The sequence below is a fragment of the Aeromonas enteropelogenes genome (assembly GCF_000819845.1).
Lineage (GTDB): Bacteria > Pseudomonadota > Gammaproteobacteria > Enterobacterales > Aeromonadaceae > Aeromonas > Aeromonas enteropelogenes.
Window position 1 is genome coordinate 147,226 of record NZ_CDCG01000040.1, and the last position, 21,099, is coordinate 168,324.

The 21,099-nt window shown below is 57.0% G+C and carries 15 protein-coding genes; 8 read left to right on the top strand and 7 right to left on the bottom strand.

Features of this window, described 5'->3' with window-relative positions:
- Positions 1–240 precede the first annotated feature (240 nt).
- The gene (locus BN1123_RS21040) at positions 241–3,105 is read left to right on the top strand and encodes an HD domain-containing protein (protein ID WP_156130686.1); all 2,865 of its coding nucleotides are present in this window, start codon (positions 241–243) and stop codon (positions 3,103–3,105) included.
- Between the two features lie 106 nt (positions 3,106–3,211).
- On the opposite strand, the gene serA is transcribed toward BN1123_RS21040, so the two are convergent.
- From serA to BN1123_RS17470, 4 genes are all read right to left on the bottom strand, one after another.
- Positions 3,212–4,444, bottom strand: a complete 1,233-nt coding sequence (serA, locus tag BN1123_RS17455; protein WP_026456869.1) for a phosphoglycerate dehydrogenase — start codon at positions 4,442–4,444, stop codon at positions 3,212–3,214.
- A gap of 209 nt (positions 4,445–4,653) precedes the next feature.
- Entirely contained in the window at positions 4,654–5,307 is a 654-nt protein-coding gene (gene rpiA / locus BN1123_RS17460) for a ribose-5-phosphate isomerase RpiA (RefSeq protein ID WP_026456868.1), read from the bottom strand.
- Between the two features lie 170 nt (positions 5,308–5,477).
- Positions 5,478–6,074 carry a 5-formyltetrahydrofolate cyclo-ligase gene (locus BN1123_RS17465; RefSeq protein ID WP_026456867.1) on the bottom strand — a complete coding sequence of 199 codons (597 nt, stop codon included), beginning with the start codon at positions 6,072–6,074 and terminating at the stop codon, positions 5,478–5,480.
- 122 nt (positions 6,075–6,196) lie between these two features.
- Positions 6,197–7,522 (bottom strand): Na+/H+ antiporter NhaC family protein, encoded by a 1,326-nt coding sequence (locus tag BN1123_RS17470; RefSeq protein WP_042028590.1) that lies wholly within the window; start codon positions 7,520–7,522, stop codon positions 6,197–6,199.
- Positions 7,523–7,852: 330 nt separating this feature from the next.
- Between BN1123_RS17470 and dapB the strand changes: the two genes are divergently transcribed.
- The 4 genes from dapB to leuA all read left to right on the top strand — a co-directional run bounded on the left by dapB (position 7,853) and on the right by leuA (position 15,855).
- Positions 7,853–8,665 (top strand): 4-hydroxy-tetrahydrodipicolinate reductase, encoded by an 813-nt coding sequence (gene dapB, locus BN1123_RS17475; protein WP_042028692.1) that lies wholly within the window; start codon positions 7,853–7,855, stop codon positions 8,663–8,665.
- 641 nt (positions 8,666–9,306) lie between these two features.
- On the top strand, positions 9,307–10,470 hold the full coding sequence (carA, locus tag BN1123_RS17480) for a glutamine-hydrolyzing carbamoyl-phosphate synthase small subunit (RefSeq protein WP_042028592.1): 1,164 nt from the start codon (positions 9,307–9,309) through the stop codon (positions 10,468–10,470).
- 18 nt (positions 10,471–10,488) lie between these two features.
- A complete protein-coding gene (gene carB / locus BN1123_RS17485) occupies positions 10,489–13,713 on the top strand; it encodes a carbamoyl-phosphate synthase large subunit (protein ID WP_042028593.1) in 3,225 nt (1,074 codons plus the stop codon).
- Positions 13,714–14,196: 483 nt separating this feature from the next.
- Entirely contained in the window at positions 14,197–15,855 is a 1,659-nt protein-coding gene (gene leuA / locus BN1123_RS17490) for a 2-isopropylmalate synthase (protein WP_042028594.1), read from the top strand.
- Between the two features lie 65 nt (positions 15,856–15,920).
- Here the strand turns inward: leuA and BN1123_RS17495 are convergent, their stop codons facing one another.
- On the bottom strand, positions 15,921–16,949 hold the full coding sequence (locus tag BN1123_RS17495; protein WP_042028595.1) for a sterol desaturase family protein: 1,029 nt from the start codon (positions 16,947–16,949) through the stop codon (positions 15,921–15,923).
- A gap of 241 nt (positions 16,950–17,190) precedes the next feature.
- On the opposite strand from BN1123_RS17495, the gene BN1123_RS17500 reads away from it, so the two are divergent.
- The gene (locus tag BN1123_RS17500) at positions 17,191–18,351 is read left to right on the top strand and encodes a DUF1615 domain-containing protein (protein ID WP_042028695.1); all 1,161 of its coding nucleotides are present in this window, start codon (positions 17,191–17,193) and stop codon (positions 18,349–18,351) included.
- Positions 18,352–18,392: 41 nt separating this feature from the next.
- Here the strand turns inward: BN1123_RS17500 and BN1123_RS17505 are convergent, their stop codons facing one another.
- Positions 18,393–19,391, bottom strand: a complete 999-nt coding sequence (locus BN1123_RS17505) for a DUF1176 domain-containing protein (protein ID WP_042028596.1) — start codon at positions 19,389–19,391, stop codon at positions 18,393–18,395.
- A gap of 237 nt (positions 19,392–19,628) precedes the next feature.
- Positions 19,629–20,582: a hypothetical protein gene (locus BN1123_RS17510; RefSeq protein ID WP_042028598.1), complete on the bottom strand. Its 954-nt coding sequence runs from the start codon at positions 20,580–20,582 to the stop codon at positions 19,629–19,631.
- 102 nt (positions 20,583–20,684) lie between these two features.
- On the opposite strand from BN1123_RS17510, the gene BN1123_RS21735 reads away from it, so the two are divergent.
- Complete coding sequence (locus tag BN1123_RS21735) at positions 20,685–20,864, top strand: hypothetical protein (RefSeq protein ID WP_197064527.1); 180 nt, start codon at positions 20,685–20,687, stop codon at positions 20,862–20,864.
- A partial coding sequence (locus BN1123_RS17515; protein WP_042028601.1) for a nitrate- and nitrite sensing domain-containing protein occupies positions 20,864–21,099 on the top strand: 236 nt, incomplete at its 3' end. The genes BN1123_RS21735 and BN1123_RS17515, both read left to right, overlap by 1 nt.

A 21,099-nucleotide genomic window follows, 5' to 3' on the forward strand; every position in this document is an offset into this window, starting at 1 on the left:
CGCCGTTTCAACGACCATGAAACAGCTGAAATTTAGAGCTGTAGTGGTTCGTTCAGTGTTAGATAACAAATACATGTACTTACGTGAGAGTTATATCTTCCCCAAAAATCAAATAGGCTGATTGATAATTTCTGACTGCATTTGAAATACTTTATGTCAAGTCATAGCTATGATAGCCTAGTAACTTATTTGTCATTTGACTTATTGGATTATCTAGAAATGACTTTGATGGTATAGGGGATGGGGATGCGATTAATAGGGCTGGAAAAAATATTTGAAGAGGCATGTGAAAAACATGAACATCTAAAGCTTCTGCAATCTCAATGGCGATTTGATAGAGAGCTAATAGCAAAAGCGTTGCAAAACATAAGCTCAGTATTTCCTCATTACAGTAGACATGATGCATCGCACTCAAAACAAATAATAGTCAACATTGAAAGGATGCTTGGTGAACGTATATATCACTTAACTGCAACAGATATGTGGTTGATTTTAGAATCAGCATACTGTCATGATATCGGAATGGTCATAACTCATAAGCAAATCCAAGATATGGATACGCCAGAGTTTAAGATTTTTGTGAATGATATTGCTGCGCAGTCAGAACACGAACTCCACGATTTTGCAGTAAAATGGAAAAATGGCGAAGCAAATCTTCCTAGTGGATCTGCGGCGCAGTCTTTTTTTAACGAGTACAGACAAATACTTGCAGAGTGGTATCGTAGAAAACACCCGCAAAATGCGGCGAAAATAATACGAGATCCATTGGATGAAATAGGATTATCTTCACCTCGCAATGAATTGTTACCTAAGAGATTGTTTGGAGCGTTGGCTGCGATTTGTAATGCTCATGGTTCGACTTTTGAGGAGGTCATGTCGCTTCCATTTTCTGAAGCAGGTATGGCAACTGAAGATTGTCACCCTCGATATGTAGCTTTTTTATTGAGAATGGCCGATCTATTGGATGTGGATGACAATCGATTTTGTCCAGTTATGATGCGGATGAATGGATCATCATTGCCTCCTAGCAGTCATATTCATCTCGAAAAGCATCAAGGGATAAAGCACTTTCGATTAGATTCAGAGCGAATTAAGATTGAAGTAATTTGTCCTTCTCCAGAATCTTATGAAGTTGCTCATGACTGGTTTAAGTGGTTAGAAAAAGAATATCATAGTCAATCGCAGCATTGGCCAAAGATAGTACCTAATAAAAAGTTGGGCAGACTTCCAACATTATCACCACCGAAAGTAACTCTTCAAGCCCCTTATTTAATATTGAATGAAGGGAAACGGCCGAGTTTTGAAGTAGATCAAACGGCTATGCTAACGCTCCTCAGAGGAACTGGACTATATACATCTAAGGCTGATTGTATTCGCGAAGTTTTGCAAAATGCAGTTGACTCAACGATTATCGCAATATGGGAACAACATAAAGACGAGATCGTTAATATGGAACCAACCTCTAAACGCTTATTAGAGTACTATGATCAAAAGCCGATTGTTGTTGATTTTTTGCCAAGCAAGTCCAGCAGTGATAAATTCACTCTAACAGTCAAAGATTCTGGAACAGGTATTAGTAAAACTGACTTGGAACGTATGTTAAAGGTTGGTAATTCAACAAAAAATAGCAACCGTTCTCGATTGATAAGAGAGATGCCTGAATGGTTTAAACCATCTGGAAATTTTGGGATTGGTTTACAGAGTATTAGTTTGCTATCAGAGCGATTTACTATTATTACAAAAAGTAGAGCTACCAATGAAGCATTCAATATAACATTTGACATGGGAGCGGGTACTTCCGTAATTGTAGAGAGCATTGATCAACAAAAAGTTGATTATGGTGCAACTATTTCAATCGATATCACAATTGAAGATTTCCCTAAAACAATTAGTATTCCATGGGGGGAAGACCACTCTATTCTCATGGAGAATATGAGTAGCTATGATTTTACTGAGCCAGGTTCAGATTTAAAAGTCTACGAGCAATTAAAAATTTTTTCAGCCATACGAGAATTTAATGATGGCAGCCCTGTGAAAATATCTTCAGTTCAGCATACCTTACCGAGGGAAAGAAAAGACATATATTTTTCTCGTAAACAAAATATGTGTTTAAGTAACATTGTCTTTAATTATTCTGATTATAGTAGAATTTCCACGTCATTTAGAGGGCAGAGCTTTTCAGGCCTAAGTGTTAATATACCATTAGTTCATTGTGACGTTGATTTTTATGGTTATGACGCTATCAACTTTCTTACTTACAACAGAGATAAAATATTGCCTCACATGAGGTCACAAGCTGCCGATGATGTAAAGGATGCGTTGCTTTCATTTATTGAGGATAATTTTAAAAAGTTAGATGATTCTCAGCGTCAATGTGCTGCTGCTTTTTATTATCTATATTCACAAAAGGATTCTGATAGCGCAATATATAATAAAGACTTGATGGATTTCAAAGTCGAGATTGAAAAAAAAGAAAGCATGAGCATCTTGCATTTTTTAGAATTAATAAAAAACAAATCTATTAAATATGTCGAGTTGCATAGGATTGATAATTTTCAGTCTTCTCCATCTGAAAGTGCACATTATGCATACCCATCTGACACCGTTGTATTAATTAATGGTGCGCCAGGAGTAAGTCTTAAGCTAATTAAATTGTTGGCAACCAAAGATGGTTTTTATTGGCAAGAGCAGACCGCAACACCACCTTGCCAATCCAAATGTTATTGGTCTGATGAAGATTTGATTCCAATTCACAGGGACATTCTGTGTGAGATCATTGCTGATGAGAAAGACCACTTTGAATTTGGTAAAAGAATGATATTTCCAGCATGGGCAGAGTACAGGAAGCTTGCTATAAAATTTTCTGAGGTTCATTGGGCTAGATCAAAGGGGCATCTATCCTTTAATGAGGATCTTTTAGTATTGCCATATATATTTAGTCATAAAGGTCCAGCAATATCCGATGTAAATCAGAATCTAGTTGACTGGGTTTATACTCATAGAGTTCATGACGATCTGACAATGCAGCAACTCAGAGAATTGTATGAAAAACTAATTAAAGAGATTGACGGCATTTGTAATAACATAGATGTGAATAAACATTGATTGCTAAGAAAATTTTATTTAGTTGAATTTGACATGTGTAGAGATGCATATAAATAAAAAAAGCCCGTCATCATGACGGGCTTTTTGCTGGGCGAGACTCACGCCATCAGTGCAGGATCCGCGCACGAATGGTGCCGTCGATCTCCTTGAGCTTGGCCAGCGCTTTCTCGCTGTGCTCGGTCTCGACATCGATCACCACGTAACCGATGTGGCTGCTGGTCTGCAGGTATTGACCGGCGATGTTGATCCCCTCCTCGGCGAAGATCTGGTTGATCTTGTTCATTACGCCCGGCTGGTTGCGGTGAATGTGCAGCAGGCGGCTGGAGCCCTTGTGACCCGGCAGGGAGACTTCCGGGAAGTTGACGGCGGAGAGGGTGGAGCCGTTGTCGGAGTACTTGATGAGCTTGTTGGCCACTTCCAGACCGATGTTCTCCTGTGCCTCCTGGGTCGAGCCGCCGATGTGCGGGGTCAGGATCACGTTGTCCAGACCGCGCAGCGGGGTCATGAACTCCTCGTCGTTGGACTTGGGTTCGCTCGGGAAGACGTCGATGGCGGCGCCGGAGATGTGGCCGCTCTTGATGACGTCAGCCAGAGCATCGATGTCCACGACTGTGCCGCGGGAGGCGTTGATGAAGATGGCACCCGGTTTCATCATGCGCAGCTGCTCGGCACCGATAAGATCCTTGGTGGAAGGGGTCTCCGGTACGTGCAGGCTGATGACGTCGGACATGTTGAGCAACTCGACCATGTTGGGCACCTGGATGGCGTTGCCCAGCGAGAGCTTGTTCTCGATGTCGTAGTAGTAGACCTTCATGCCGATGCTCTCGGCGATGATGCCAAGCTGGGTACCGATGTGGCCGTAGCCGATGATGCCGAGCTTCTTGCCGCGGGCCTCCACCGAGCGGTTGGCGAGTTTCTCCCACACGCCGCGATGGCACTTGGCATTCTTCTCGGGGATGCCGCGCAGCAGCAGCAGGATCTCGCCAAGTACCAGTTCGGCGACCGAACGGGTGTTGGAGAAGGGGGCGTTGAACACCGGAATGCCGCGGATCTGGGCTGCATCCAGCTCGACCTGGTTGGTGCCGATGCAGAAGCAGCCGATGGCGACCAGCTTGTTGGCGGCATCCAGCACCTTCTCGGTGATCTGGGTGCGCGAGCGCAGGCCGATGAAGTGGACATCGCGTACCCGTTCGATCAGCTCCTCCTCGGACAGCGAGGTCTTGAGATACTCCACACTGGTGTAACCTGCGGCACGGAAGGTCTCTACCGTGTTGGGGTGAACCCCCTCCAGCAGCAGTACCTTGATTTTATCCTTGTCCAGTGAAAACTTGGCGGTCATGTCGATCCCTCTGTAAGTGTGCAACGCGAGTGCAGGTATGGTGTGTGAAGAAAACCGTAAAGTAGCAAAAACGTGCGGGAGAGGGAATATTTGTAACGAAAGTCAAATTTTTTGAAGTTTTCAACGATAGTTGCATGCAATACCTTGCAACTCGTTGAGGAATAAACAAAAACGGCGCCATCAGGCGCCGTCATTCATTCGCAGAGCGATTATTGGGTGATGACCCCGTCGGGAGTACCAATCAGCACCACGTCTGCACCGCGGTGGGCGAACAGGCCGTTGGTAACCACGCCGACGATCGCGTTGAGCTGTACTTCCAGCCCCTTGGCATCAGTGATGGCCATGCCTTTCACGTCCAGAATGTGGTTGCCGTTGTCGGTGACCACCCCTTCACGCCAGACCGGGTTGCCGCCAAGCTTTCTGATTTCGCGGGCCACATATTCGCGGGCCATGGGGATCACTTCGACCGGCAGCGGGAAGGTACCCAGCACGTCGACTGTCTTGGTGTTGTCGATGATACAGATGAACTGATCGGCCACGGCGGCGACGATCTTCTCGCGGGTCAGGGCCGCGCCACCGCCCTTGATCATGTCACGAGTGGCGTTGATCTCGTCGGCGCCATCCACGTAGACGGAGAGGGCGTCGATCTCGTTGAGATCAAACACCGGGATGCCAAAGCCCTTGAGACGCTCGGTGGAGGCCACGGAGCTGGAGACGGCTCCCTTGATCTCGTCCTTCATGGTCGCCAGCGCGTCGATAAAGTGGTTGACGGTAGAGCCAGTGCCGACCCCGACGATGGTACCGGGAACCACATACTTGAGCGCAGCCCAACCGGCCGCCTTCTTCATTTCATCTTGAGTCATGATCGTTCCTTAAGAAAAAAGCGGGCGCATTATATCCAAGCCGCCCCCCCGGAGCGACCACCTCGCTCACGTTCCGGGGCAAAAAGCCGCAAGATGTAAATCGTTTGCCTGTTTATTCCCCATTTACCTTGATCTGTGAACTTGATTAAGGGGAGTGGAGCCTGACGGCTCTACTCGAAACGCCAGCAGCGTCCCGGGGTGATGATCTGGGGCAGGGGCACGTCCCACTCTTCTTGCGGCACCGCCTCCACCTGTTGGCAGTCATGGGCGATGCCGAGGGGCTTGGGCCCCATTCTGTGTTCGTGCCAGCAAGCGAGGGTGCGATCGTAATAGCCGCCCCCCATGCCGAGGCGGTTGCCTTCGGCATCGAAGGCAACCAGGGGCGTGCAAATAAGGTCGAGGGTGCTGTGGGGCACCACCTGCAGCACATCGAGTTCAGGCTCCTCGATGCCGTAGCGGTTGCGCACCATGGGGCTGGTGGCTGTGTAGCGCAAGAAGAGCAGGTGGCCCGGGGTGAAGGGGTGCAGCACCGGCAGGTAGACCTCTTTTTGCTGGGCCCAGAGCCAGTGGATGGCGGGGAGGGGATTGATCTCTCCGTCGTTGGCCAGATAGAGCGCAATGCGTTTGGCCGCCAGGATCTCGGGGTGCTCCTTGAAGCGGGCCAGCAGCTCTTGGGCCGCCTGCTGCTGCTCGGCGTGGGTCAGGCTCTTTCTGCGCGTTCTCACCAGTTGGCGCAGGGATTGACGTTCGGGCTGGGACTCTTGCATGGGGCACCTCGAGAATGGCTGCGCAGGGGAAAGCGCCTTACCTTAACACATTACTCCGGCGGATCAGGGGAGGCCAGAGTGGCAAACGGCACCGGACAAGGCCATGTCCGGTGCCGGCGGGATCAACGCTGGCGCATCTGGTGCTTGATAAACACTGCCGCCAGGGCGGCCAAGGCCAGTGCCATGGGGTAGAAGCTCATGCTCACCACCGACAGAGGCGAGAGCGCGAAGATGGAGCCGAGCAGCAGCGCCTGGGCTCCCCAGGGGATAAGCCCCTGCACTACGCAGGAGAAGATATCCAGCATGGAGGCGGCGCGGCGCGGGGTGACACCGTGGTGCTCCGCCAGATCCCGGGCCACCTTGCTGGCGACGATAATGGCCACCGTGTTGTTGGCGGTGCAGAGGTTGGTGAGGCCCACCACCCCGGCGATACCAAGCTCGGCCGCCTTCTCGTTCTGCTCGCCACTGTGCTCCCGGGTGAAGCGGGCGATCAGGGCCGCAATGCGGGTGCTGATCCAGGCCAGCCCCCCCTGGCGCTCCATCAGAGCGCCGAGGCCGCCGATCAGCATGGAGAGCAGGAAGATCTCCTGCATGCCGGTAAAGCCCTGATAGATGTCCTTGCTGAACTGGCCAAGCTCATAGCCGTTGAACAAGCCGACGAGGCCGGCGGCCAGGATGCCAATTCCCAGCACCACGAACACATTCACCCCGGCCAGGGCCAGCCCCAGGATCAGCAGGTAGGGCATCACCTTGAACAGTTCGATGGCCGTGTTGCTGGCAGGGGCCTCGCCCACCGACCCCAGGGTCAGGTAGAGCAGGATCACGCCGATGGCGGCAGGGGCGGCGATTTTGACGTTCTCGCGAAACTTGTCCTTCATCTCGCAGCCCTGGCTGCGGGTCGCGGCTATGGTGGTGTCAGAGATGATGGAGAGGTTGTCGCCAAACATGGCGCCGGAGAGGATGGTGCCCGCCATCAGTACGGGGTCGATGCCGGCGGCCTGGGCGACGCCGAGGGCCACCGGGGCGACGGCACCGATCGTGCCCATGGAGGTGCCCATGGCGGTGGCAATAAAGGCAGAGATGAGGAAGAGCCCCGGCAGCAGGAACCAGCCCGGGATCAACGACAGACCGAGCGCGACCGTGGCATCCACCCCGCCGGTGGCCTTGGCCACGCTGGCAAAGGCGCCCGCCAGCAGATAGATGAGGCACATCGCCATGATGTTGCTGTGGCCGACCCCCTTGAAGAAGGTCTCGAGATTTTTGTTGAATCCCTCTTTGCCCAGCATCAGGGCCAGCATCACGGCGGGCAGGGCGGCGACGGGGGCGGGCAGCTGGTAGAAGGCAAACTCGACCCCTTGCAGGGTCAGCCAGGTACCGGTACCGATAAAGAGGGCGAGAAAGACCAGCAGGGGCAGCAGGGCCTTGGCACTGGGTTGAGTCTGGATCATGTGTTCCTCTGAAATTGAACAATGACCTCCTGTCGTGTGCTGTTTTGTGCCGAAATCTGAAGCGAATAGGGGAAAAACAGGGGGCATCCTGCCCCGGTTGGGGGGTCTACAGTAGTGAGTCAGGGTTAATGGGTCAAGATGGACGTCCAGATGGATAGGGGTTTTTATCAGGGGATTTTGTACATCGGTACGAATCCGTCAAATATTCGGTTTTATTTAAATATCTCGTTGTTTTGTCGGGTGTGAGCCCGGGCCCACACCGGGCTTTTCAAAGGCAACGCGGGCTGGTAAAACGGTCTCTTTCCTTATTAAAGAGAAGAGAGGGTGGAGATGGACAATCCGATCCGTGTGGCCGTGATGGGCTGTAATGGTCGTATGGGCAAGGTGCTGCTGGAAGCCATTACCAATGCCGAGGGGGTAGTGGTCGGTGCGGCGCTGGAGCGACCGGGTTCCGCCGTGATAGGGCTGGATGCCGGTGAGCTCAACGGACTGGGTCATCTGGGGGTGGCGATCAGCGACAGCCTGGACAAGGTGCGTGACGATTTTGAGCTCATCATCGACTTCACCCGTCCCGAGGTGACCCTGGCCAACCTGGCGTTCGCCCTGGCTCACAACAAGCAGATGGTGATCGGTACCACCGGCTTTGACGAGGCGGGCAAGGCGGCTCTCCACGAGGCGGGCAAGGAGATCGGCATCGTGTTTGCCTCCAACTATTCGGTGGGCGTCAACCTGGTGTTCAAGCTGCTGGAGCAGGCCGCCAGGGTGATGGGGGATTACACCGACATCGAGATCATCGAGGGGCACCACAGACACAAGGTGGATGCACCATCCGGCACCGCCCTCTCCATGGGTGAGGTCGTGGCGAAAACTCTGGGCCGCAATCTCAAGGAGTGCGCCGTCTATGGCCGCGAGGGGATCACCGGCGAGCGGGATCGCAACACCATCGGCTTTGCCACCATTCGCGCCGGCGATCTGGTGGGAGAGCACACCGTCATGTTTGCCGACATCGGCGAGCGGGTGGAGATCAGCCACAAGGCCTCCAGCCGCCTTACCTTCGCCAACGGTGCGGTGCGGGCGGGCAAGTGGCTCAGTGGCCAGCAGGCCGGTCTGTATGACATGCAGGATGTACTGGGCCTCAAGTAACACACTCTTCATCCCCCCGCTCTGCCGGGGGGATTGCTCGTCCACTCCCACTTTGTCTACCAAAATAGGCATTATGGCCGCTCTTTTGTTTGAACTGCCATAAATCATCACAATTCTCTCTGCCCCCCAATTTTCCCTCTCCGGATTGTCATCGACTCGTGACGACATTGCGGTCAAAAATCCCCCTTTTAGCCATTTTTTTACATTCACCAAAACAGACTAAAAATGCAAAGCAAGAAAAACGTTTTCTATGCGTTCTGGAAAATCTTCTTCGATTAAATGCGCGATATCAGGCCAGGTTTGTTTTTGTGTTGTTTTTTAACTTGCTGTTTTTATTGTGATTAAGTTTGATTTTTGTGTCTATCGACGCATTGAGTGTTGCTTTTGGCGGTGGTTTTTCATTTTCTTTTGATGGTGGGGGTTGCAAAGGCAAAAAGTGCATAGATAATGGGTAATGTTGCTTGTTTATTGAATTTAGATGCATTTCGTCAGAGAAAAGACGTTGAAATGCCACTTTTTTTAAGTAGAATGCGCCCAATTTGCCAGAAATCTGCCGGGTTCGAGTCCTGTCAAAGACCGGAACCGAGCCCGCAACACCCAGGTAAATTGCTGAATTTAAAGCTAAATAACTGGAGGTTGTCTTGAATCACACTGCATTGCTAGTGCTGGAAGATGGAACTGTGTTCAAAGGCGTGTCGATAGGCGCCGAGGGATGTTCCGTTGGTGAAGTGGTTTTCAACACGTCGATGACGGGCTATCAGGAAATCCTCACCGATCCCTCTTATTCCCGTCAGATCGTTACCCTCACTTACCCCCATATAGGCAACACCGGCACCAACAGCGAAGATGAAGAGTCCACCCAGATCCATGCCCAAGGCCTGATCATCCGCGACCTTCCGATACTTGCCTCCAATTTCCGCAATCAGCAATCCCTCTCCGATTACCTCAAGTCCCACAATATCGTTGGCATCGCCGACATCGACACCCGCAAACTGACCCGCATCCTGCGCGAGAAAGGCGCCCAGGCCGGTTGCATTTATGCCGGCAAAGAAGTGGCGGGCAAGCAGGGCATTGAAGCAAGTGCAGAAGCGTACGCCCTCGAACAGGCGCGCGCCTTCCCCGGTTTGAAGGGGATGGATTTGGCCAAGGAAGTGACCGTCGCCGAGGCATACAGCTGGACCGAGGGGAGCTGGCAGCTTGGCAAGGGGCACGTCACCCCGGATGCCGACCAGCTGAAATATCACGTGGTGGCCTATGACTTCGGCGTCAAGCGCAACATCCTGCGCATGCTGGTGGATCGTGGCTGCCGCCTGACCGTGGTGCCGGCCAAGACCCCGGCCGCCGAGGTACTGGCGCTGAACCCGGATGGCATCTTCCTCTCCAATGGCCCCGGTGACCCCGAGCCATGCGACTACGCCATCACTGCCATCAAGGCCTTCCTTGATACCAACACCCCGGTGTTCGGTATCTGCCTGGGCCACCAGCTGCTGGGCCTGGCCTCCGGTGCCAAAACAGTGAAGATGAAGTTCGGCCACCACGGCGCCAACCACCCGGTGAAGAGTCTGGATGACAACACAGTGATGATCACCGCCCAGAACCACGGCTTTGCGGTGGACGAGCAGACCCTGCCCGAGTGCCTGCGTGCGACCCACGTCTCCCTGTTCGATGGGTCCCTGCAGGGCATCCATCGCACCGACCGCCCGGCCTTCAGCTTCCAGGGTCACCCCGAGGCGAGCCCAGGTCCGCACGACTGTGCCGGTCTGTTCGACCACTTTATTGAATTGATTAAGCAGTATCGCGCCTAAGGAAAAGGAAAGAGTTTCATGCCAAAACGTAACGACCTACAGAGCATCTTGATCCTCGGCGCCGGCCCCATCGTCATCGGCCAGGCCTGCGAATTCGACTACTCCGGCGCCCAGGCGTGCAAGGCCCTGAAAGAAGAGGGTTACCGCGTCATTCTGGTCAACTCCAACCCGGCCACCATCATGACCGACCCGGAGATGGCCGACGCCACCTACATCGAGCCCATCACTTGGGAAGTGGTGCGCGAGATCATCAAGAAAGAGCGCCCGGATGCCATCCTGCCCACCATGGGTGGCCAGACTGCCCTCAACTGCGCCCTGGCGCTGGAGCAGCACGGTGTGCTGGCCGAGTTCGGCGTCGAGATGATCGGCGCCACCGCCGATGCCATCGACAAGGCCGAGGATCGCTCCCGCTTTGACAAGGCCATGCGCAGCATCGGCCTGGAGTGCCCGCGCGCCGGCATCGCCCACAATATGGAAGAGGCGTGGAAGGTACAGGCAGAAGTGGGCTTCCCTTGCATTATCCGTCCCTCCTTCACCATGGGTGGCTCGGGCGGCGGCATCGCCTACAACACCGAAGAGTTCGTCGAGATCTGCGAGCGCGGCCTGGATCTGTCGCCGACCAAGGAGCTGCTCATCGACGAGTCGCTGATCGGCTGGAAAGAGTACGAGATGGAGGTGGTGCGGGATCGCAACGACAACTGCATCATCGTCTGCGCCATCGAGAACTTCGACCCCATGGGCATCCACACCGGTGACTCCATCACGGTCGCGCCGGCCCAGACGCTGACCGACAAGGAGTACCAGATCATGCGCAACGCCTCCATGGCGGTACTGCGCGAGATCGGTGTCGAGACCGGTGGCTCCAACGTCCAGTTCGGTATCAACCCGAAAGATGGCCGCATGGTCATCATCGAGATGAACCCGCGGGTCTCCCGCTCCTCCGCGCTCGCCTCCAAGGCGACCGGCTTCCCCATCGCCAAGATCGCCGCCAAGCTCGCCATCGGTTACACCCTGGATGAGCTGATGAACGACATCACCGGCGGTCGCACCCCGGCCTCCTTCGAGCCGGCCATCGACTACGTGGTCACCAAGGTGCCGCGCTTCAATTTCGAGAAGTTCGCCGGCGCCAACGACCGTCTGACCACCCAGATGAAGTCCGTGGGCGAAGTGATGGCCATCGGCCGCAACTTCCAGGAGTCCCTGCACAAGGCCCTGCGTGGCCTCGAGACCGGCAAGACCGGCTTCGACCCCATGGTCGACCTGAATGCCCCTGACTCCCTGACCCGCATCCGCCACGAGCTGCAGGATGCCGGTAGCGATCGCATCTTCTACATCGCCGACGCCTTCCGTGCCGGTCTCTCCATGGACGGCGTGTTCCGCCTGACCAAGATTGACCCCTGGTTCCTGGTGCAGATTGAAGAGCTGGTCAAACTCGAAGAGCAGGTGAAAGAGCGCGGCATGGCTGGCCTCGATGCCGACTTCCTGCGCAGCCTTAAGCGCAAGGGCTTCGCCGACGCCCGTCTGGCCAAGATCCTCGGCGTGGCCGAAGGTGAAGTGCGTAAATTGCGTGCCCGTCACAACATCTTCCCGGTCTACAAGCGGGTCGATACCTGCGCGGCCGAGTTCGCCACCAACACCGCCTACATGTACTCCAGCTATGACGAGGAGTGCGAGGCCAACCCCACCAACCGTGACAAGATCATGGTCATCGGTGGCGGCCCGAACCGCATCGGTCAGGGCATCGAGTTCGACTACTGCTGCGTGCACGCGGCGCTGGCCCTGCGCGAAGACGGTTACGAGACCATCATGGTCAACTGCAACCCGGAAACCGTCTCCACCGACTACGACACCTCGGATCGCCTCTACTTCGAGCCGGTCACCTTGGAAGACGTGCTGGAAATCGTGCGGGTCGAGCAGCCCAAGGGTGTCATCGTCCAGTACGGCGGCCAGACCCCGCTGAAACTGGCTCGCGCCCTGGAAGCCAACGGCGTGCCGGTCATCGGTACCAGCCCCGATGCCATCGACCGCGCCGAAGACCGCGAGCGCTTCCAGTCCGCCGTCGAGCGTCTGGGTCTCAAGCAGCCTGAAAACGGCACCGTCACCGCTCTGGAGCAGGCCGTTCTGCTGGCAGAGCGCATCACCTACCCGCTGGTGGTTCGTCCCTCCTACGTGCTGGGTGGCCGCGCCATGGAAATCGTCTATGACGAACAGGATCTGCGCCGCTACTTCGCCGAGGCAGTGAGCGTCTCCAACGAGTCGCCTGTGCTGCTGGACCGCTTCTTGGACGACGCCACCGAGGTGGACGTGGACGCCATCTGCGACGGCACCGACGTGGTCATCGGCGGCATCATGGAGCACATCGAACAGGCCGGCATCCACTCCGGTGACTCCGCCTGCTCCCTACCGCCCTACACCCTGTCCAAGGCCATCCAGGACGAGATGCGCGAGCAGGTGCGCAAGCTGGCCCTGGAGCTCGGCGTAGTGGGCCTGATGAACGTGCAGTTCGCGGTGAAAGACAACGAAATCTACCTCATCGAGGTGAACCCCCGTGCCGCCCGTACCGTGCCGTTCGTCTCCAAGGCCACCGGCGCACCGCTGGCGAAGATCGCCGCTCGCGTCATGGCAGGCCAATCGCTGCAAGAACAGGGCTTTACCACCGAGATCATCCCGCCTTACTACTCCGTGAAGGAAGTGGTGCTGCCGTTCGCCAAGTTCCCGGGTGTCGACCCGCTGCTGGGGCCGGAGATGCGCTCCACCGGTGAAGTCATGGGGGTGGGCAGCAGCTTCGCCGAAGCTTACGCCAAGGCCCAGCTGGGTGCCGGTCACCAGGTGCCGCGCGAAGGTCGCGCCCTGCTCTCCGTGCGCCACGGCGACAAGGAGCGGGTGGTCAACCTGGCCGCCAAGCTGCTGGAGCTCGGTTATGACCTCGACGCCACTCACGGCACTGCGGTGACCCTGGGGGAAGCGAGCATCAACCCGCGCCTGGTGAACAAGGTGCATGAGGGTCGTCCGCACATCCTGGATCGCATCAAGAACGGCGAGTACACCTACATCGTCAACACCGCCGAGGGGCGTCAGGCCATCGAGGACTCCAAGCAGCTGCGCCGCGGCGCCCTGCAGCACAAGGTGGCCTACACCACCACGCTGCACGCGGCCTTCGCCACCTGCATGGCCATCAGCGTCGATGCCACCGCCAACGTGAACTCGGTGCAGGAGCTGCACGAGAAGGTGAACAACCGCTAAGGTGTAGACGCGGGCAGGAGACTGCCCACTGCGATGCACGCAAGACCCCGCCAGCGATGGCGGGGTTTTTTTATTGTCCGTGTGTCAGCCCGATGAAGGTGTCATCCAGAATAACAGGGCGAGAGGAGGTGAGAGTAACCCTTAATATAGGGTTTTTGTTGGCAAATATTGCCAATATAGCGGCAAATGAAGCAATCTTAGCAATCTCTCGCCCTCCCGGCCTCCCTATACTGGGTTCTCATACAAACAAGGTCGTCTGCACCGACATGCCCCCGGGTATAGTGCGAGAGGATCGAGGCCCGCGGCTTATCCGGCCGCAGCGGCCGGCCCCGGTGACCGACCGGGGCCACCGGAAAACCGGTCGCGGGGTTACCGCCTCGCGACTCGTCAGGGCCGGCGTTACCGCGTCAACCCGCTTCCCCTCCTTGCCCCGCCCGTTGTCAGTCGCCCGGCGCCTCGCATATCAGCCAAGGGAATCAGAATATGAGCTTCGATCATCGCAAATACCGCCGTGCCCCCGTGATCAACCTGGCGGATCGCCAGTGGCCCAACCGGGTGCTGGAGCGTGCGCCGCTCTGGTGCGCCGTGGATCTGCGCGACGGCAACCAGGCGCTGGTCGAGCCGATGACGGTGGCGCAGAAGCTGCAGATGTGGGCACTGATGACCCACATCGGCTTCAAGCACATCGAGGTGGGCTTCCCGGCCGCCTCCCAGCCCGACTTCGACTTCGTGCGCGAACTCATCGAGCGCAACCTGATCCCCGATGACGTCACCATCCAGGTACTGGTGCAGGCGCGCGAAGATCTCATCGCCCGCACTTTCGAGGCCCTCAAGGGGGCGAAGCGGGCCATCGTCCACGTCTACAACTCGGTCAACCCGACCCAGCGCAACTATGTGTTCAACTCAGGAAGGGAGGGGGTCAAGGCCATCGCCGTGCAGGGGGCGCGCTGGGTGCGGGAGTATGCGGCCCGCAACCCGGAGACGGAGTGGAGCTTCCAATATTCGCCGGAGAGCTTCAGCAGCACCGAGGTGGAGTTTGCCGTCGAGGTATGTGACGCCGTCATCGACGAGTGGCGCCCGGCTGCTCGCCCCATGATCCTGAACCTGCCCGCTACGGTGGAGGTGAGCACCCCCAACGTGTTTGCCGATCAGGTGGAGTGGTTCTGCCGCCACCTGAAGGCGCGCCCCGAGGTGAGCATCTCCATCCACACCCACAACGATCGGGGCTGCGGGGTGGCAGCCGCCGAGCTGGCGGTGCTGGCGGGAGCGGATCGCATCGAGGGCACCCTGCTCGGCAACGGGGAGCGCACCGGCAACATGGACATCGTCACCATGGCCATGAACCTCTACAGCCAAGGGATCGATCCCGAGCTCAACCTGTCCGACATGGACGCCATCGTCGCCACCGTGGGGGCCTGCACCCAGATTGCCCTGCACCCGCGCCATCCCTATGCCGGCGAGCTGGTCTACACCGCGTTTTCCGGCAGCCACCAGGATGCCATCCGCAAGTCCCTGGCTGCTGACAAACCGGACCACTACTGGGACGTGGCTTACCTGCCCATCGATCCTGCCGATCTCGGCCGTAGCTACGAGGCGGTGATCCGCATCAACAGCCAGTCCGGCAAGGGAGGGGTGACCTATCTGCTGGAGCGGGATCTCGGCCTGCAACTGCCGCGCTGGCTGCAAATTGACTTCAGCCGCCGGGTCCAGGCCGAGGCGGAGGCGAGCAGCAGCGAGATCAGCCCGGAGCAGATCCGCGCCCTGTTCGAGCGCCACTATCTGGCGCCCGCCCACGGCTACCGGGTGGGCCGCTTCCAGCTCGGCCACGACAGCCAGGAGAGCCTGCGCCTGGAGTTGCAGACCCCGGCGGGCACCCTGCAGCTGTGCGGTGAGGGGGAGGGGGCCATCACGGCCCTGGTTAACGGCTGGCAGCGCCACACCGGCATGCACATCGACGTGCTCGACTACTCCGAGCATGCTCTCACCGCCGGCACCGAGTCCCGTGCCGCCGCCTATGTGCTGCTGAGCGTCGAGGGTATCCGCATGTGCGGGGTGGCCGTGGGTCGCGACGTGGTCAATGCCTCTTTGCAGGCGGTGATCAACGGCGCCGCCCAGCATCAGGCCCTGCGCCGGAGTGCCTGAGCCAGCACGCCTCTTCGCCCATAAAAAACGCCACCGCAAGGTGGCGTTTTTTATGGCTGTCAGGCTCAATCGGCCAGGGCATTGCGCCCGCGCGGGCGGGGCAGGGCGCGCCACAGCTTGCGTGCGGTCACCAGGAAGGGGCGCAGGATGAGCGCGCTCAGGCGGCTGTAGCGCTCGTTGTCCCTGGGGCCGACCCCGAAGGAGAGGGGCTCGGGCTGGCTGCTGGTTACATAGAGGGTGCCAAACCACCAGTCCCAGACTGAGAGGTTGGTGCCGAAGTTGTGGTTGAAGTGGCGGGGATCCCGGCTGTGGTGGATCTGGTGCTGGGCCGGACTGTTGAAGACGTGCTCGATCACGGGGCCAAACGAGAGCCAGACATGGGTGTGGCGCAGATTGGCGGCCAGGGAGTTGAACACCAGCACCAGGTAGCTCACCCCGAACAGGGTGTAGGGGCGCACTGTGCCGCCACACAACCAGTAGAAGGCGCCGGCGTAGAGGGCGAGACAGCTCCCTTTGACCAGCATCTCGCACAGCTTTTCCACCAGATGGATGCGGCTCGCTGTCGGCGGCACCATCACGGTCGCGCTGTGGTGCACCTTGTGAAACTCCCAGAGCCAGCGGCTGTGAAAGGCGCGGTGCAGCCAGTAATGCACCAGATCACTGATGAGGAAGACGCCAAGGCCATAGAGCATCATCAGCCAGCTCGCCTGGGCCAGCCTAGGGCGCTCACCCCAGAGCCGGGTGAGGGCCGACTGGACATCCTCCGCCTGCAACAGCCAGGGGTGAAGCAGGGCCAGGATCGGCAGGATCAGCGCCACATGGAGCAGCGCCCGTACCAGATAGTATTGGTAGTCGAGCAGGGCCGAGGGGTGCAGCCAGACGGCCCGGCCCCCGAGAAAACCGGCAAAGCTGCGGGCACCGGGATCTCCCTGGCGGCGTCGATAGCGATAGAGGAAGTAGGCGACCGTGCCCGAGATCAGCAAAAAGGGGACACCCAGGCGCCCGTTGAAGTCGAGCAATCCGGTGAGGCAGTGCCAGAGCGGCGTGATCAGCCACTGCTGCACGGGGTCAAAGAGAAGGGTCAGTCTGTCCATGGGGTCCATACCGTGAGCGTCCGGGCGGCGGCATTCTAAATGTAAATCACTCTCGATAAAAGCCTATCAATGGGCCTTTGTCACCCTGGTTTGCGAGGGGATGACGGCAGGGGTTGTCAGGCGCAATAGAACGCCGCGGCCATCGGGCTTTAGCCTTGTGGATCAATCCTCTACAATGAGCGACTATTTGCGCGCCCGCCACTGGCCGGGTCTGCGCCCAGCCTCAGTACCGGATGCCTTGATGACGTTTTCACTATCCTCAATCTCTTTTGCCGTGCGCGCGTTGCCGCTGTTTGTCACCCTGCTCCTTGCGGGCTGCGCCAGCGACCCGGGAGCCCCTGCGCAGGATGCGGCGGCCATCGCCAAGTTGCCCAAGGCGATGCAGCCGCAAAAGCCGGCCGACATGAAGACCCGCATCGTGCGCTTTCTGCCAAGACAGGTCCCGGACAAGCAGGGGTGGGCCAACGACGTGGTGACGGCCCTCACCAGCCAGGGACTCACAGTCAGTGATCACAACGTCTGCTCAGTGCTGGCGGTGGCGGAGCAGGAAGCCACTTACCAGGCCGATCCCGTAGTACCCAATTTAAGCAAGATCGCCTGGAAGGAGATCAACGCCCGGGCCGGCAGGCTGCTGATCCCGGAGTTTGTGGTGCGCACGGCCCTTTCGATCAACTCTCCTACCGGCAAGACCTATGCCGAGCGCATCGATCGGGTGCGCACCGAGCGGGAGATGAGCGAAATCTTCGAGGATATGATCGGCATGCTGCCTATGGGCAAGACGCTCTTTGGCAACCTCAACCCGGTGCGCACCGGCGGCCCCATGCAGGTGAGCATCGCCTTTGCCGAGGCCAACGCCCGTGGCTACCCCTATCCCGTCAAGGACAGCATCCGCCACGAAGTCTTTACCCGTCGCGGCGGCATCTGGTTCGGCACCAAGCACATCTTCGGCTACCCTGCCGACTACCCCGACACCCTCTATCGCTTCGCCGATTTCAATGCGGGCTGGTACGCAAGCCGCAACGCGGCCTTCCAGGCCGCGGTCAGCCGCCTGAGTGGCAAGAGCCTGGCCCTTGACGGGGATCTTGTTCGCTACAACTCCGACAAGCCCGGCAACACCGAACTGGCGGTCTACAGCCTCGCCAGCCGGGTCAATATGAGCAAAAAGGCCATCAGCCAGAGCTTGCGTCTGGGGGATAGCAGCGACTTTGCCAAGAGCGATCTCTACCACAGGGTCTTCACTCTGGCCGACAAGCAGGCGGGTAAACGGCTGCCCCGCGCCATCCTGCCGGGCATCCAGCTAAAGAGCCCCAAGATCACCCGCAACCTCACCACCGCCTGGTTCGCCAAGCGGGTGGATGACAGGGAGCAAGCCTGCGTCAGAAAGATGGCGACGATCCGCTGATATTCAAAAGCAACAAGGGCGGCCCAGCGGCTGCCTTATGTTTACTGTGCTTTGACCACCTTGCTGGTCAGTGTCGGTAGGTGCCAGGTGCCCCCCAGTGCAATCATGCGGCAGCTTCCGGTGGTGCTTTTCTCGCTCTGCACGAAGGTTTTGCCATCCCATATCCAGCTTTCGAAAGAAAAACAATCTCCTATCCCTCTTCCCTTGTGTGAGGCACTCAGTTCACCCATTCCATAACCATTGGCATCAGTACTGATGAGGGTCGCACTGTCGGTGTCAAGCTCTGCGTCAATCAGAACGAATGCTGATCCGTCGTTGTAAGCGGCGAGCCAGCAGGGGAGCTGGATCAAGGCTCGTTCTTGGGTCAGGGGATAGAGCCTGCCACCTTCCGATTTTTCATAGGCCATGGGACAGGTATCTTGATCGACTTGCTGTTTTAGCCACTTGCCTATGCTCTGCAACTCCGGCTTGGTGAGCGGACGAGAGAGATTGTCTGCGGCAACGGCACCGGCGTGGATCACGGGGGCCGACAAGGCAGGAGGAATGGATGTGATGGGTAGCGAGCCCTGTTTGGTCAGGGCTGTACTGGTATTCAGACGGCCTTGAAACTCATCCATTTTGAGAAAAATGGCATAGGCACCGGCACCGGATAGCGGTTCCTGATGTTTGTTCCATTCAAATACCACCTTGCCAGTCCCTTTGATTGCTCGGACTAGCGCTGCCGTTTGATGCTGGCTAAATGGAGTCCGCTCTTTTACGGTGCCGAGTATTTCGTCATTGATGCGCAGTGTTATCAAACCATCACTGGGGGCCGATGGGGTTTGTTCATCAACTTCAGTGATGGCCAGCTCGGCATTGAGTATCCCCTTGGCTCCTGCCTCTCGTGTGAGCAGAACTGATATTCCACCAGATCCTGCGCTGTAACCTGCGGATCGGCATGTCCGTGTGTTGTCGCAGGCCAGTTCCCAGTTCTTGTGTTGAAAAGAGATCCCTTCAGTAAAAGAGCCGAGCGCAGAAGCCAGCAGTGTTGCGATGAGCATGAGATGGTTCCAAAAGAATTAGGCAGGTCAGGATAGCATTCAGGATGGTGCAAATTGAATCTTGTTGTGGCGCGCATAAAGGCGCTTAGTGGGGCATTGACCTTCTACCTGAATGAAAAGACAGGTTTGTTCAAGCATCATTGCCAGTCATTTGAGGCAAGAAAAATGTGAACCTGAGGGAGATTAGCGGTTGAATGAAAGCTCTCTCACTCATGCTTAATGGCCGTTTACAGCTGGTTAGAAACTCATGGCCAGCCCGACGGAATAACCGCTGGTATGGCGGCTGAACATGTATCTGGCCACCAACCGGGTGCGGGTGACGAAGATATCGTACTTGCTGCTGTCGAGCTCCAGCCCCAGCCCCAGCGAGTTGAGGGAGTTGAAGCCGAGCTGGCCGCGCTGATCCCCGAGATATTCAGTGCGGGCCCCTTCCAGTACATAGCGCAGGGGGCGATCTAGCAGAGTCCAGTCCAGCAGGGGGGCGCGGCGGCGCAGATAGAGCCCGAGGTTTTCCGCCTCGGCAGACCCACGCACGCTGTGGGAGGTGCCGCCAAAGCTTTGTAGGTGCTGGTAGGAGTAGCGCAGCTCGGCATCGATATCCTGGGCGGGGGAGAAGAGCTCGTAATCGAGCATCATGGAGCCCCCCAGGCCATAGACGTTGAGCTGGCCGCCATCGAGAAAGTCCAGTGAATAGCCCCGGGTACGCTCCAACAGCCAGCTGCCGATCCGCAGATCGCTGGCCACCACGCCAAGGGAGATGTTGGCGATGGGGCGAAGTACCCAGTGTCCCCCTTGTTCATCCCGGTGCAGGGAAAAATCCCAGCCGACGCCCCCCGAGGCGGTCAGGCTGTTCCAGCGGGTCGGAATGGTGCGGCTCTCGGTGCCATTGCTCATGACGAACTGGGGATCGTAACGACTGAATCCTATTGCCCCCTCCAGATAGACGGGGATCTGGTCGCTCATGGTTGAGCCACCGCCAAACTGGGTCATGGCGAGGGCTGCCGACTGGTTGGTGCCGCTGCCGATATTGAGATCGCTGGCGGTGATATCCGGCACGACCGTGTAGGTCATCAGGGCGATCACCGCATTGGCGCGCTCCTGCGCCCGAGCGGGATCCAGCTGGCCTGCATTGGCGGATAGGGCGGGAAGCGCCAGTAAAAGCGGCAGCAGCCAGAGAGGGGAAATATGCATGATGAGGTTCCGATCCGAGACATCCTGTCTTTTGCCTTACTGTAACGGGCTTGTGGCCAATGTCACCAGTGGCGAGCTTGCCAATATTTTGATAGTTATCGAATGAAGCTGTTTTATCCTCTCGAATCAGCATTCAAGAAGCGCCTGGTCATCGCGTCCGTGGCGGCAAGAGCCCTTATCCTGACCCAGGTCAAGGGAGTGGAAAATAGTTGGGTGGGTGCCGGAAAAAGAGAGAGAAGTGAATATAATCAATCAATTGATAGAGAAAACAGGAGCGCGTGATGAACAGACTGGGACTGGCTGGCAAGATGTTGCTGGCAATTTGCCTGCCATTATTGGCGCTGGTGTTTTTCGCTGGCCACTACGTGTACGACCGTTATCGGGTGTCGCAGGAGATGGAGCAGGCCCAGCAGATGCTGGTGCTCGTCAAGAGCAGTGCCCAGCTGGTTCATGAGCTGCAAAAAGAGCGGGGCATGTCGGCAGGGTTTATCGGCTCGGCTGGCAGCAAGTTTGCCGA

Excerpts from the sequence above, each read along its gene's own strand:
- BN1123_RS21040 (WP_156130686.1), top strand. The coding sequence starts at position 241 with ATGGGGATGCGATTAATAGGGCTGGAAAAAATATTTGAAGAGGCATGT.
- serA (WP_026456869.1), bottom strand. The coding sequence starts at position 4,444 with ATGACCGCCAAGTTTTCACTGGACAAGGATAAAATCAAGGTACTGCTG.
- rpiA (WP_026456868.1), bottom strand. The coding sequence starts at position 5,307 with ATGACTCAAGATGAAATGAAGAAGGCGGCCGGTTGGGCTGCGCTCAAG.
- BN1123_RS17465 (WP_026456867.1), bottom strand. The coding sequence starts at position 6,074 with ATGCAAGAGTCCCAGCCCGAACGTCAATCCCTGCGCCAACTGGTGAGA.
- BN1123_RS17470 (WP_042028590.1), bottom strand. The coding sequence starts at position 7,522 with ATGATCCAGACTCAACCCAGTGCCAAGGCCCTGCTGCCCCTGCTGGTC.
- dapB (WP_042028692.1), top strand. The coding sequence starts at position 7,853 with ATGGACAATCCGATCCGTGTGGCCGTGATGGGCTGTAATGGTCGTATG.
- carB (WP_042028593.1), top strand. The coding sequence starts at position 10,489 with ATGCCAAAACGTAACGACCTACAGAGCATCTTGATCCTCGGCGCCGGC.
- leuA (WP_042028594.1), top strand. The coding sequence starts at position 14,197 with ATGAGCTTCGATCATCGCAAATACCGCCGTGCCCCCGTGATCAACCTG.
- BN1123_RS17495 (WP_042028595.1), bottom strand. The coding sequence starts at position 16,949 with ATGGACAGACTGACCCTTCTCTTTGACCCCGTGCAGCAGTGGCTGATC.
- BN1123_RS17500 (WP_042028695.1), top strand. The coding sequence starts at position 17,191 with ATGACGTTTTCACTATCCTCAATCTCTTTTGCCGTGCGCGCGTTGCCG.
- BN1123_RS17505 (WP_042028596.1), bottom strand. The coding sequence starts at position 19,391 with ATGCTCATCGCAACACTGCTGGCTTCTGCGCTCGGCTCTTTTACTGAA.
- BN1123_RS17510 (WP_042028598.1), bottom strand. The coding sequence starts at position 20,582 with ATGCATATTTCCCCTCTCTGGCTGCTGCCGCTTTTACTGGCGCTTCCC.
- BN1123_RS21735 (WP_197064527.1), top strand. The coding sequence starts at position 20,685 with ATGAAGCTGTTTTATCCTCTCGAATCAGCATTCAAGAAGCGCCTGGTC.